This is a genomic window from Nonomuraea sp. NPDC005650, assembly GCF_040605375.1.
In the GTDB taxonomy this organism is placed as follows: Bacteria; Actinomycetota; Actinomycetes; order Streptosporangiales; family Streptosporangiaceae; genus Nonomuraea.
In genome coordinates this window covers 68,551-80,683 of record NZ_JBEXCR010000017.1, presented here as the reverse complement: position 1 = coordinate 80,683, position 12,133 = coordinate 68,551, and the positions used below count along the sequence as shown (strand labels likewise).

Genomic DNA, 12,133 nt, shown 5'->3' with positions numbered 1-12,133 from the left:
CCATGGCGCTGCACCGCCTGACCCGCGTCACCATCGGCGTCCCGGACGTCGCCGAGACCGCCGCCTACTACGCCGACTTCGGGCTGCGGCCGACCGGCGAGAGCACCTTCGCCACCGCCGACGGCGGCGAGCAGCTGCGCCTGGTGCGCACGCCCACCCGGCGCCTGGTCGAGCTGGGCGTCGGCGTGGACGACGCAGACGACCTGGGCCGCGTCGCGGCCGGCCTGGCCCGCCTGGACCTGGCCCTGGACGCCGACGGCCGCGTGACCGACCCCGGCACGAAGGTCCGCGTCCAGGTGTCGATCGCCGCCCGGATCACCCGCGCGGCCGAGCCCGCCCCGGTCTACAACGGCCCCGGCCGCGCCGACCGGGTGGACGCCCGCGCCCCGGGCCTGCTGCGCGAGCAGCCGGTACGGCCCCGCAAGCTCGGCCACGTGGTGCTCGGCTCCACCGACCAGGAGGCCAGCCAGCGCTTCTTCACCGAGGGCCTCGGGTTCAGGGTCAGCGACGAGGTGCCGGGCATCGCCGCGTTCCTGCGCTGTTCGACCGACCACCACAACGTGCTGGTCCAGCCCGCGCCGGTGCCGTACCTGCACCACAGCTCCTGGGAGGTCGAGGACGTGGACGAGATCGGCCGCGGCGCCCACCGGATGCTCCAGGGGCACCCCGAGCGGCACGTGTGGGGCCTGGGCCGGCACCACATCGGCTCGAACTTCTTCTGGTACCTCAAAGACCCCGCGGGCAACTTCTCGGAGTACTACTCCGACCTGGACTGCGTGGTCGACGAGGCGATCTGGAAGCCGGAGGTCTTCGACGACCTGCGCATCCTCTACAGCTGGGGGCCGCCGGTGCCCCCGTCGTTCATCGAACCGGAGGATCTGGCGGCGCTGATGGCGGGGGCGCACGGCGCATGAGCCACCACACCGACGGCGACCGCCCCCTGGTGCTGGTCCCCGAGGACCTGCCGCTGGTGGAGGCGGTGCCGCTGGCCGGGCGCGACCTGCCCGCCTCCACCTACGACCTGCTGCGCCGCACCGCCACCGCGGCCCCGGACGCGCCCGCCCTGCACCTGCTGGGCGAAGGCGAGGAGGTCACCTGGAGCTACGGCGAGCTGCTGACCCGCGTGCACCGGGCCGCCAACCTCTACACCGACCTGGGCATGTCGCCCGGCGGGACGGTGGGGCTGCTGCTGCCCAACTCCGGTACCGCCTACGCCGCCCTGCTGGGCGCCCAGGCCGTGGGCGTCGCCAACCCGGTCAACCCCATGCTGGCCGAGCGGCACATTGTCGACATCCTCACGCTCACCGGGGCCGAGATCCTGGTCGTGGCCGCCTCCCTGGAGGAGAAGGCGCTGCGGGTCGCCCGGAGCCTGCCGGGGCTGCGCGCGCTGCTGGTCGCCGGCGGCCCATTCGAGCGGCTCTGTGCCGAGCGGCCCGGCGACCGGCTGATCACGTCGTACCGGCCGGGACCGGGGGAACTGGCCGCGTACTTCCACACCGGCGGCACCACCGGCATCCCCAAGATCGCCCCGCACACCCACGCCATGGAGGTCTACATGGCCTGGGCGCTCGGCTGTTCTGGCGCCTACGCGGGGGGCGGGGTGGCGCTGGCCGGGTTGCCGCTGTTCCACGTCAACGCCGTGCACGTGACCGGGCTGGCGCCGTTCATGCACGGCGCGAGCGTCGTCAGCCTCGGCCCGCTCGGCTACCGGGACAAGACGCTCATGGCGGACTTCTGGCGCATCATCGAGCGCTATCGGGTCACCGCGTTCTCGGCCGTCCCGACCGTGTACGCCGGCCTGCCGCCGATCCCCGACGGGGTGGACCTGTCCAGCCTGCGCGCGGGCGCGGTCGGCGCCGCGCCGCTGCCCGGCCGGGTCCGGGCGGCGTTCGAGGAGACGGCCAAGGTGCCGATGCTGGAGGGGTACGGCCTGACCGAGGCCACCTGCGCCAGCGCGGCCACCCCCGCCTTCGCGCCGCGGGCCGGATCGGTCGGGCTGCGCCTGCCGTACCAGCAGATCAAGGCCGTCACCGTGGACGCCGGCGAGCGGCCGACCGGCGACTGCCCGCCCGGCCGGAGCGGGGTGCTGGCCATCAGGGGGCCGGCCGTCTTCCCCGGCTACCTCGGCCCGGACGGCCCCGACCCCACCGGCAAGATCTTCGACGGCTGGCTGGTCACCGGCGACCTCGGGCACGTGGACGCCGACGGCTACGTCTACCTCACCGGCCGGGCCAAGGACCTCATCATCCGCGGCGGCCACAACCTCGACCCGCGGCCGATCGAGGAGTCGCTGCTGGCCCACCCGCAGGTGTCGGGCGCGGCCGTGGTGGGCCGTCCCGACGCGCACGCGGGCGAGGTCCCCGTCGCCTACGTGACCGTCAGCGGCCCGGTCGCCGAGCCCGACCTGCTGGCCTGGGCCCGGGCACGCGCCGCCGAGCCCGCCGCCGCCCCCAAGGCCGTCCACATCCTCGACGCGCTGCCCGTCACGACGGTCGGCAAGATCGTCAAGCCCGAGCTGGTCGCCGGCTCCGTCCGCAGGGTCATCACCGAGCTCCGCCCCGGCGGCCCGGCCGAAGTCGTACTGGAGGACGGCCGCCCGCTCGCCCTGATCGGCGATGACCCCGAACTGGCCGCCGCCCTCGACCGCCACCTCATCCGCCATCGCACGGTGACCCCATGATCGACCAGAAGGTCCGCGACTTCCTTGACCGGCACACCGCCGGGGTGCCGGCCACCACCCGCCCCGACGGCACGGCCCGCCAGTCGGTGGTCTACTTCGCCCTCGACGGCGACCGGCTGCTCGTCTCCACCGAACCCCGCCGCGCCAAGTCCAGGGACGTGGTGCGCACCGGCCGCGCCTCCCTGTGCGTCATGCGCGGCGCGGCGCCTCACCCGTCGGTGACCCTGGAGGGCATCGCCCGCATCCGCGCCACGGGCATCGGCGCCGACACCGCCACGGTGTGGTCCCGTATCGGCGGACGGCCGGTCGAGCCGATGACCGACGCGGACCTGGCGGGGATGAACCGGCTGATCCTCGAGATCACCGTCGGGCGCGTCTACGCCGTCAGCTACCTCGACGAAGACGAAGGAGAACGCCCATGACCGGCCGCATCGACGTGCACCAGCACATGATCCCCGAACCGTACGCCCGCCGGCTGCGCTCGCACGGCGTCGACGCGCCCGGCGGGCGGCCGCTCCCGGCGTGGAGCCCGGCCGAGGCGGTGGAGATGATGGACCGCCAGGGCATCGCCACGGCCATCGTGTCGCTGACCACGCCGGGCGCCTACCTGGGCGACGGAGCCGACGCGGCCTCCGTGGCCAGGCAGGCCAACGAGTACGGCGCCGAGCTGGCCGCGGCCCGCCCCGGCCGGTTCGGCTTCTTCGCCACGCTGACGCTGCCCGACGTCGGGGCCGCGATCGCCGAGGCCGGGCACGCGCTCGGCGGGCTGTCCGCCGACGGGGTGATCCTGCTGGCCAACAGCCGCGGCGTCTACCTGGGCGACCCGGCCTTCGACCCGCTCATGGGCGTTCTCGACGAGCACGCCGCGATCGTCCTCGTCCACCCCGCGGAACTGCCCGGCCCCGCGGTCGACGGCATCCCGCCGTTCGCCGCCGACTTCCTGCTCGACACCACCCGCGCCGCCTTCAACCTGATCAAGCACGACGTGCCGCGGCGCTTCCCGCGCATCCGCTTCATCCTGGCCCACGCGGGCGGGTTCGTCCCGTACGCGGCCCACCGCCTGGCGATCACGATCTTCGGCGAGACCGGCCGCGACCCGGACCAGGTGCTGGCGGACTTCGCCGGCTTCTACTTCGACACCGCCCTGTCCTCCAGCCCCGCCGCCCTGCCCTCGCTGCTGGCCTTCGCCAGGCCCGGCCACGTCCTGTACGGCAGCGACTGGCCCTTCGCCCCCGAACCGGCCGTGACGTACTTCAACACCTGGGCCGACGACGCGGCGATCAACCACGGCAACGCCCGCGAGCTGTTCCCCCGCCTGAAGGAAGCACCCCATGCCTGAATTCGACACCGACGTGCTCGTCGTGGGCGGCGGCGGCGCCGGCCTGACCGCCTCTATGCTGCTGTCCCGGCTCGGCGTCGCCCACCTGCTGGTCAGCGCGCTGCCGGCCACCTCGGCGCTGCCCAAAGCCCACCTGCTCAACCAGCGCACCATGGAGATCTTCGCCGAGCTCGGCATCGCCGAGACCGTCTACCGGCGCGGCACCCCGCCCGAGCAGATGCGTTACTCCGGCTGGTACGCCGGGCTCGCCGGGCCCGCCGGCGACTACGGCAGGCGCTTCGGCCTGATCGAATCCTGGGGCTGCGGCGGGCTGTCGGCCGACTGGGCCGTCGCCAGCCCGCAGCGCCAGACCAACCTGCCCCAGATCCGGCTGGAGCCCATCCTCAAGAGCCGCGCCGAGGAGCTGGCCCCCGGCCGGGTGTGTTTCCACCACGAGGTGACCGCCTTCACCCAGGACGCCGACGGCGTCACCGCCACCGTCCTGGACCGCGGCGCCGGCCGCCCCTACCAGGTGCGCGCCCGCTACCTGCTGGCCTGCGACGGCGGCCGCACGGTGGGCAGGCAGCTCGGCATCGCCATGGAAGGCGCCCGCGACCTGGCCCGCATCGCCACCGTCCACCTGTCGGCCGACCTGTCGGCCTGGGCCCGCGACCCCGAGGTGCTCATCCGCTGGCTGTCCCTCCCGCACACCGGCGGCGCCGCCACCATGGTCCCCATGGGGCCCGACCGCTGGGGCCCGGACTCCGAGGAATGGGTCGTCCACCTCAACTACGCCACGGACGACCCGCGCGGCCTCGACGACGAGCAGGTGATCGCCGACCTGCGCGCCGCGCTCGGCCTGCCGGACCATCCGCTCACCGTGCACCTCATCACCCGCTGGTCCATCGAGGGAGTGGTCGCCGACCGCTTCCGCGACGGCCGCGTCTTCCTGCTCGGCGACGCCGCCCACCGCCACCCGCCCACCGGCGGCCTCGGCCTGAACTCCGCCATCCAGGATGCCGCCAACCTCGCCTGGAAACTCGCCGCCGTCCTGTACGGCCACGCCGCCGAGCGGCTCCTGGACACCTACGAACCCGAACGCAAGCCGGTCACCGCCCGCAACGTGCGACGCTCGGTGGACAACGCGCTCAACCACATCGTCACCGCCCAGGCCGCCGGCATCGTCCCCGGCGCCGGCCCGGAGGCGAACTGGCGGCAGCTGCGCCGCCTGTGGAGCGGCCTGCCCGAGGACGCCGGACCCGCCCGCGCCGTCCGCCGCGCCATCGCCGCCCAGTCCATGGAGTTCAACGAGCACAACGTCGAGTACGGCTACACCTACAGCTCGGCCGCCGTCCTGCCCGACGGCACCTCCGAACCCGGCAATCCCGACCCCGTCCGCCTCTACCAGCCGTGCGCCCGCCCCGGCCATCCCCTGCCGCACGCCTGGCTGGACGACGACCACGGCCGCCGCCTGCCCGTCCACGACCTCCTCCGGCCGGGCCGCTTCCTGCTCGTCGCCGGGGAGAACGGTCAGGACTGGTGCGAGGCGGCCGCCGAACTGGCCACCGCCTGGCCGCTGGACGCCGTGCGCGTGGGCCATCTGGACGGCGATCTGCTCGACCCGCGTTCCACCTGGACCCGGCATCGCGGCCACGGCCCGGAAGGCGCGGTCCTGGTCCGCCCGGACCGGTTCGTCGCCTGGCGCGCCCAGGAGGCGACCGACGCGACGGCGCGACTGTCCCAGGCCCTGCGCTCGCTCCTGGGACACTGACCTCTCCGGCGGGTGCCCGCATATGCCGGGCGTCGGTCACGGGGTCACGGGTGCGTCGTTCTCGGTTCCTGGCCGGTCTTCGGCGTCCGTGGGCAGATCCTGGGCCGGGTCCGGGCGCTCGTCGCGGGAGGGCGCGCAGCTCTGGCCGCAGCCGCCGAAGCGGGCCGCGTTCACCGGGGTGAAGTCCGAGGCGGGCACGTCCTTCAGCGCCGCCGTCATGGTGTCCTTCCAGATCGGCCCGGGCACCGAGGCGCCGGCCACCGCGCCGAAGGTGCGGCCGCCGATCGTGACGCCGGTCAGCTTGTACCGCTGGGAGCCGCGCGGGTCGCCCAGGCTGACCGCTCCCGCCAGGTCGGGCGTGAACCCGGCGAACCACGCCGTGGCATACCCGTCCGTGGTGCCCGTCTTGCCCGCCGCCGGGCGGCCGATGCCGCCGACCCCGCGCATCGTGCCCTTGGTGAAAACGCCGGACAGGACGTGCGCGGTGGCGTCGGCCACCTCCGGGTCGAGCGCCTTGCGGCACGACGGGCCGTACGAGGTCGCCGCGCCCGTGCTCGCCTCGGTCACCTTGGTGACGACCATGGGCGCGCAGTACGTGCCGCGCGCCGCGATGGCCGCGTACGCGGTGGCCACGGTCACCGGGTCCATCTCGTTGATCCCGAGCGTGAACGTCTCGTACTCCTGCAGCGGGCCCCCGTCCGCCCGTCTGATGCCCAGCGACTTGGCCGTCCGCACCGTCTCGCACAGGCCGACCCGCTGCTCCAGCGCCATGAAGAACGTGTTCACCGACCCCCACGTGCCGGTCGCGAGCGTCTTGAAACCGGGCGAGCCCTCGTCGTTGGTGACCGTCCAGGACGGGATGCCCATGTTCTGACCCTTGCAGTTCTTGAACGAGGCGTAGCCAGGGGCGGTGTAGGCGTTGGTGACGCTGATCCCGTCGTCGATCTTCATGCCCTGGGCGAGCGCCGTGATCAGCGTGAACGTCTTGAACGTCGAGCCCGCCTGGAAGCCGATCAGCCCGCCGTGCCGCTTGTCCGCCACCGGGTTGTAGGAGATCTCCTTCCGCTTGGCCGAGCGGCCGTAGGGGCGGCTGGCCGCCATCGCCTTGATCTTGCCGGTGCCCGGCTCGACCAGCGCCTCGGCGGCGAGCGAGTGGTCCGAGGCGAAGACGTGCTTCCTGATCGCCGCCTCCGCCGCCCGCTGGGCCTTCGGGTCGAGGGTCGTGTAGATCTTCAGGCCGCCGCGGGCGAAGCGCTGCTTCCTGGCCCGCTCGGTCCTGCCGAAGGCGGGGTTGGCGAGCAGTTCGTGGCGTACGTACTCGCAGAAGTAGGGATAGCGGCCGGCCTGGCAGCCGTTGGGCGCCTCGACGCCCTTGTAGCCGAGCTTGTCCGCCTTGGCGCGCGCCGCCTGATCCGGCGTGATCCGGCCGAGTTGCGCCATCCGGTCCAGCACCACGTTCCGGCGCTCCAGCAGCAGCTTGCGGGCCTGCCCGCCGAGCGCGGGGTCGGTCCTGTTGGGGTCCTGGACGGCGCCGGCCAGGGTCGCCGCCTGGGTCAGGTTCAGGTCGGCGGCCGGGACGCCGAAGAAGCGCCGCGCCGCCGCCTCCACGCCGTTGGCGCCCGCGCCGAAGTAGGCGATGTTCAGATACCGGCGGAGGATCTCGTCCTTGGAGTACTTCTCCTCGACGCCCATCGCGTACCGCAGCTCCTTGAGCTTGCGGGCGTAGCTGGCCTCCAGGGCCTTGTTCTTGCCCGCCTCGGAGTCGGCCGAGTTCAGCAGCACCTGCTTGACGTACTGCTGGGTGATCGACGAGCCGCCCTGGGCGATGCCGCCCGAGGTGAGGTTCTTGACCAGGGCCCGGGCGGTGCCCTCCAGGTCGAGCGCGCCGTGCTCGTAGAAGCGGTAGTCCTCGATGGCGACGATCGCCGTCTTCATCACATCGGCGATCTGGTCCAGGCGCACCTCCCTGCGGTTCTCCGCGTAGAACTGGGCGATGCGGTTGCCCTCGGCGTCGTACACGACCGAGGTCTGGGCCAGGGGCGGCTCTTCGAGCTGGGCGGGCTTGAGATCGAGCGTCTCGGCGGCCGAGACGAACAGGGAGCCCGTGCCGCCGACGGCGGGCAGCGCGATCGCGGCGACCACGGTGCCGGCGGCCATGGCCGCTCCGGCCAGACGGGCAAGGCTCAACAAGGATCTCGAACGGGACATGGGCGTCATGACAGCACAGGGGAGTTTGCGCTGTCCAAGACTGATATGCCTCGATTATTGATATTCGAATGGATATCGCCGCAGGTCCGGCGCGCCGCCCTCCTGGTCGGGCGGCGCGCCGCGTTGCCTACGTCACTCGCCGGTCATCGCGGCGTGCATGCGCAGGTACGGCTCGGCGTCCTTCGGCCTGTTCTGCCGCTGCAGCGTACGGCCGAGCAGCAGGCAGGCGTACCCCTCCGCCGGGTCGCGCTCCAGCACCAGCCGGAGCTCGGCCTCGGCCCGGCCGAGCTGGGCCGAGTGGTAGTAGGCGCGGGCCAGCAGCAGCCGGGCCGCGAGGTTGTCCGGGGCCGCGGCCACCACCTGGGCCAGGATGCGGGCGGCACCGATGTAGTCCTGCGAGTCGAAGAACCGGCGCCCGCGCTTGTACTCCTCGGCCAGCCTCTCGATCGGCATGTTCACTCCTGTCCGGTGTGCGGAAGGCGCTCGGCGGGGACGACGCCCAGGCGGCCGGCCTGGTAGTCCTCCATCGCCTTGAGGATCTCGGCGCGGTTGTTCATCACGAAGGGGCCGTACTGGACGACCGGCTCCCGGATCGGCTGCCCGCCGAGCAGCAGCACCTCCAGATTCGGCTCGGCCTGGGGCTGAGCCGGGTCGGCGGCCACGGTGAGCGCCCCGCCCTGGCCGAAGACGGCCAGCTGTCCCTTGCGGACAGGCTTGCGCTCCTCGCCGACGTAGCCCTGCCCGGCCAGCACGTAGGCGAGCGCGTTGTAGGCGGGGTTCCACGGCACCTCCAGCCGCGCGCCGGGGCTCACGGTCGCGTGCACCATCGTGATCGGGGTGAACGTGACGCCAGGACCGGCGTGCCCGTCCAGTTCGCCGGCGATCACCCGCAGCAGCGCGCCACCGTCGGCCGAGGCGAGCAGCACCGACTGGCGACCGCGGATGTCCTGGTAGCGGGGCGGGTGGAACTTGTGCGCGCGCGGCAGGTTGACCCACAGCTGGACGCCGTGGAACAGCCCGCCCGAGACCACCAGGTGCTCCGGCGGCTTCTCGATGTGCAGCAGGCCCGATCCCGCGGTCATCCACTGGGTGTCGCCGTCGGTGATCGTGCCGCCGCCGCCGTTGGAGTCCTGGTGCTCGAAGATGCCGTCGATGATGTAGGTGACGGTCTCGAAGCCGCGGTGCGGGTGCCAGGGGGTGCCCTTGGGCTCGCCGGGCGCGTACTCGACCTCGCCCATCTGGTCCATGTGGATGAACGGGTCCAGCGCGGACTGCGGCACGCCGGCGAACGCGCGCCGCACCGGGAACCCCTCGCCCTCGAACCCGCTGGGCGCGGTGGTCACCGACGTCACGGGCCGCCGCGCGACGGAGGCCGGGTCGGGTACGGCGACGCGGGGCAGGGCCAGGGTGTCAGCGGTGATGGCGGGCATAACCCCTCCTGTTGGTTGAAAATTCAATCGGTTGCCCGCCACAACGCGCGGCCACCTCCGGGCATTCCCGGCCGGGTCACGACGGCGGTGGAGGGCTTCCTCGACGACGTCGTGTGGCGTCAGGGCGGGGTCAGCAGCTCTCCCGCATGACGCGCGCCAGCTCGTCGGGCCGCATGGGCGGCTCCGGCAGCGGATGCGCCGCCGACGCGCGGAACCCGTCGAGGATCAGCGCCAGATGCCGCCGCCACACCTCGGGCCGGACGGCGGAGGTGGCCTCGACCGTGCGGGCGATGCCCCACGTCACGAACGCCATGTCCTCCAGCGTGCAGTCCGGCCGCAGCACCCCGGCCTCGTGCGCCCGGTCGATGATCCGCGACATCATCGTGTACCCGCGGGCGTGGTCGTCGGCCTGGTCATCGGGTGGGGCGGCCTGCGGGCCCCGGCGTGAGACGAGGTCGTTGTAGCCGCGGTCGGCGGCCTGCAGCTCGCACACCCGCTCCAGGAAGTGCACCAGCCCGTTCCACGCGTCCGGCATCGACAGGGCGTGCTCCGAGATCTGCACCACGGTGGCGGTGCGGTCGGCGAAGACCGCCTCGACGAGGTCGTCCCGGCTCGGGAAGTGGTTGTAGAGGGTGCCGCTGCTCACCCCGGCCGTGCGGGCGATCTCGTCGAGCGGGACGTCGAGCCCGCGGGCGGCGAACAGGTCTCTCGCGGCCGTCACCAGCAGGTCGCGGTTTCGCTGAGCGTCCCTGCGGAGCGGTCTGGCGTGGGTGGGCATGCGGCCCATCGTAGCGAAGTTGAGAACACTCCCAACTTCTGCGTATGCTTCCAGCACAGAAGTTGGGGCAACAGTCAATTTAACTGAATGCATTAAGGAGACTCTCATGAGCAGAACCCTCGCCATCTTCGGCGCCGGCCCCGTCATGGGCCTGTCCCTCGCCCGCCGCTTCGGGCGCGAGGGCTTCCGGATCGCGCTCGTCGCCCGGACCAGGGCGAACCTCGACCGCCTCGTCGCCGAGCTCGCCCGCGACGGCATCGAGGCGGCCGGCTTCACCGCCGACGTCTACGAGCCCGACCAGATCGCCGGCGCGGTCGCGGCCATCAAGGAGGCGTACGGGCGGATCGACGTCGCGGAGTTCAGCCCGGGCGGCGGGAACATGGGGGAGCAGGTCGTGTCGACGCTCGACATCGATGTCGAGAACACGCGGGTCATCCTGGACCAGTTCCTGCTTTCGGCGATCGCGCTGGTGCGGCAGGTGCTGCCCGGCATGGTCGAGCGCGGCGACGGCGCGATCCTGTTCACCGCCGGGCAGTCGGGCATCCACCCGACGCCGGCCCTCGGCAACGCCGGCATGGCGCAGGCGGCGCTGCGCAACTACTTCCACACCCTGAACGCCGAGCTCGCGGGCAAGGGCGTCTACGTGGGGGCGGTCAACGTGGGGGCGCTGATCGAGGGCAGCGTGCCGCACCGGGGGATCGTCGCGTCCGGGACGCCGCTCGCCTTCGAGCCGGAGGTGATCCATCCGGACGTCTTCGCCGAGAACTTCTGGGAGCTGTACGCGAAGCGGGACCGGGTGGAGGCGCTGGTGGGGAGCTTCGGCCGGTAGCCCCCCGCCCGGCCGGGGGTTGGGTCAGGAGGACTGGACGGGCAGCCCCGCGGCCGTCCAGTCCTCGATGCCCTCGCGGTACTTGCGCACGTCGGTGTAGCCCAGCGCGGTGAGCCGGTCGGCGACCTGGCCGCTGTTCGGGCATGCCGGGTTCGAGCAGTACGTGATGATCGCGGCGTCAACGCGAGGTGGCGTGGCGCGGGCCTCAGGCGGCCCGCGCCACCGCGCTCACTTGCCGAAGCCGGCGGTCAGACCGGCCAGCAGCTGGCGGCGGCCCACCACGTACAGGATGAGGATGGGCAGCGAGGTCAGGACGACGGAGGCGAGCACCGCGGGCACGTTGATGCTGTACTGGCCCTGGAAGGTCCACAGCGCCAGCGGCAGCGTGCGCTGCTCGGGGCTCTGGGTGAGGATCAGCGGCAGCAGGAACCCGTTCCAGATCGTCAGCGCGTTGTAGATGGTCACCGTCACCACGGCGGGCCTGGTCAGGGGGACCGCCAGGTGCCAGAGCGTGCCGAGCTCGCTGGCGCCGTCGAGGCGCATCGACTCGAACAGCTCCTTGGGCACGTCCCTGATGAAGTTCGACAGGATCAGCACCGACAGCGGGATCGCGAACGCGATCGACGGCAGGATCAGCGCCATGGGCGTGTCGTAGAGGCCGAGCCTGATGATGATCAGGTAGATCGGGATGATCGTGGCCTGGTGGGGGATGGCCAGGCCCATGAGGAACGCCGAGTTGGTCCAGCGCAGGAACCGGCCCCTGCCGCTGCGGACGATCGCGTACGCCGCCATGAACGACACCACCACGGCGGGCACCACCGCGCCGAGCGTGACGACGACGCTGTTGAAGAAGTAGCGGATGAAGTCCGACTCGATGACCATCTGGTAGTTGGCCAGCGTGGGCTCGGCCGGCGGCACGAGGGGGTTCTCGACGTAGTAGTTGCTCTGCGACTTGAAGCTGGTGATGACGATCCAGTAGATCGGCACGACCACGACCGCCAGCCAGAGCCAGGCGATCGCGCCGCCCACCCAGTTGGGGCGGCGGGTCACCCCTTTGAGGCGGGGAGCGGTGGGCCGCGACGTCGCCTGCGTGGCGTCGTCCGCGAGCGTCGTCGTCAT

Annotated in this window: 12 protein-coding genes; 6 read left to right on the top strand and 6 right to left on the bottom strand. The window is 72.5% G+C overall.

Annotated features, from left to right (window positions below):
• Positions 1-2: 2 nt before the first annotated feature.
• The 5 genes from ABZS69_RS28550 to ABZS69_RS28530 are packed head-to-tail and all read left to right on the top strand — an operon-like array spanning position 3 to position 5,769.
• Entirely contained in the window at positions 3-914 is a 912-nt protein-coding gene (locus ABZS69_RS28550; RefSeq protein WP_355377924.1) for a VOC family protein, read from the top strand.
• Entirely contained in the window at positions 911-2,680 is a 1,770-nt protein-coding gene (locus ABZS69_RS28545) for an AMP-binding protein (RefSeq protein WP_355377923.1), read from the top strand. The genes ABZS69_RS28550 and ABZS69_RS28545 overlap by 4 nt, the downstream gene beginning before the upstream one ends.
• The gene (locus tag ABZS69_RS28540) at positions 2,677-3,102 is read left to right on the top strand and encodes a pyridoxamine 5'-phosphate oxidase family protein (RefSeq protein WP_355377921.1); all 426 of its coding nucleotides are present in this window, start codon (positions 2,677-2,679) and stop codon (positions 3,100-3,102) included. The genes ABZS69_RS28545 and ABZS69_RS28540 overlap by 4 nt, the downstream gene beginning before the upstream one ends.
• Positions 3,099-4,019: an amidohydrolase family protein gene (locus ABZS69_RS28535; RefSeq protein WP_355377919.1), complete on the top strand. Its 921-nt coding sequence runs from the start codon at positions 3,099-3,101 to the stop codon at positions 4,017-4,019. The genes ABZS69_RS28540 and ABZS69_RS28535 overlap by 4 nt, the downstream gene beginning before the upstream one ends.
• On the top strand, positions 4,012-5,769 hold the full coding sequence (locus ABZS69_RS28530; RefSeq protein WP_355377917.1) for an FAD-dependent monooxygenase: 1,758 nt from the start codon (positions 4,012-4,014) through the stop codon (positions 5,767-5,769). Before ABZS69_RS28535 ends, ABZS69_RS28530 begins: the two co-directional genes overlap by 8 nt.
• Positions 5,770-5,805: 36 nt before the next feature.
• On the opposite strand, the gene ABZS69_RS28525 is transcribed toward ABZS69_RS28530, so the two are convergent.
• From ABZS69_RS28525 to ABZS69_RS28510, 4 genes are all read right to left on the bottom strand, one after another.
• Entirely contained in the window at positions 5,806-7,956 is a 2,151-nt protein-coding gene (locus ABZS69_RS28525) for a transglycosylase domain-containing protein (protein ID WP_355377915.1), read from the bottom strand.
• 153 nt (positions 7,957-8,109) lie between these two features.
• Positions 8,110-8,430, bottom strand: a complete 321-nt coding sequence (locus ABZS69_RS28520; RefSeq protein WP_355377913.1) for a tetratricopeptide repeat protein — start codon at positions 8,428-8,430, stop codon at positions 8,110-8,112.
• A gap of 2 nt (positions 8,431-8,432) precedes the next feature.
• Entirely contained in the window at positions 8,433-9,407 is a 975-nt protein-coding gene (locus tag ABZS69_RS28515; RefSeq protein ID WP_355377911.1) for a pirin family protein, read from the bottom strand.
• Positions 9,408-9,537: 130 nt separating this feature from the next.
• The gene (locus tag ABZS69_RS28510; RefSeq protein ID WP_355377910.1) at positions 9,538-10,185 is read right to left on the bottom strand and encodes a helix-turn-helix domain-containing protein; all 648 of its coding nucleotides are present in this window, start codon (positions 10,183-10,185) and stop codon (positions 9,538-9,540) included.
• A gap of 106 nt (positions 10,186-10,291) precedes the next feature.
• Between ABZS69_RS28510 and ABZS69_RS28505 the strand changes: the two genes are divergently transcribed.
• Positions 10,292-11,014, top strand: a complete 723-nt coding sequence (locus ABZS69_RS28505) for an SDR family NAD(P)-dependent oxidoreductase (protein ID WP_355377909.1) — start codon at positions 10,292-10,294, stop codon at positions 11,012-11,014.
• 24 nt (positions 11,015-11,038) lie between these two features.
• Here ABZS69_RS28505 and ABZS69_RS28500 read toward each other — a convergent pair whose 3' ends face one another.
• Together ABZS69_RS28500 and ABZS69_RS28495 are read right to left on the bottom strand one after the other, a co-directional pair.
• Complete coding sequence (locus ABZS69_RS28500) at positions 11,039-11,185, bottom strand: rhodanese-like domain-containing protein (protein ID WP_355378213.1); 147 nt, start codon at positions 11,183-11,185, stop codon at positions 11,039-11,041.
• 57 nt (positions 11,186-11,242) lie between these two features.
• Entirely contained in the window at positions 11,243-12,133 is an 891-nt protein-coding gene (locus ABZS69_RS28495) for a carbohydrate ABC transporter permease (protein ID WP_355377907.1), read from the bottom strand.

Excerpts from the sequence above, each read along its gene's own strand:
- ABZS69_RS28550 (WP_355377924.1), top strand. The coding sequence starts at position 3 with ATGGCGCTGCACCGCCTGACCCGCGTCACCATCGGCGTCCCGGACGTC.
- ABZS69_RS28510 (WP_355377910.1), bottom strand. The coding sequence starts at position 10,185 with ATGCCCACCCACGCCAGACCGCTCCGCAGGGACGCTCAGCGAAACCGC.
- ABZS69_RS28545 (WP_355377923.1), top strand. The coding sequence starts at position 911 with ATGAGCCACCACACCGACGGCGACCGCCCCCTGGTGCTGGTCCCCGAG.
- ABZS69_RS28515 (WP_355377911.1), bottom strand. The coding sequence starts at position 9,407 with ATGCCCGCCATCACCGCTGACACCCTGGCCCTGCCCCGCGTCGCCGTA.
- ABZS69_RS28505 (WP_355377909.1), top strand. The coding sequence starts at position 10,292 with ATGAGCAGAACCCTCGCCATCTTCGGCGCCGGCCCCGTCATGGGCCTG.
- ABZS69_RS28535 (WP_355377919.1), top strand. The coding sequence starts at position 3,099 with ATGACCGGCCGCATCGACGTGCACCAGCACATGATCCCCGAACCGTAC.
- ABZS69_RS28520 (WP_355377913.1), bottom strand. The coding sequence starts at position 8,430 with ATGCCGATCGAGAGGCTGGCCGAGGAGTACAAGCGCGGGCGCCGGTTC.
- ABZS69_RS28530 (WP_355377917.1), top strand. The coding sequence starts at position 4,012 with ATGCCTGAATTCGACACCGACGTGCTCGTCGTGGGCGGCGGCGGCGCC.
- ABZS69_RS28540 (WP_355377921.1), top strand. The coding sequence starts at position 2,677 with ATGATCGACCAGAAGGTCCGCGACTTCCTTGACCGGCACACCGCCGGG.
- ABZS69_RS28495 (WP_355377907.1), bottom strand. The coding sequence starts at position 12,133 with ATGACGACGACGCTCGCGGACGACGCCACGCAGGCGACGTCGCGGCCC.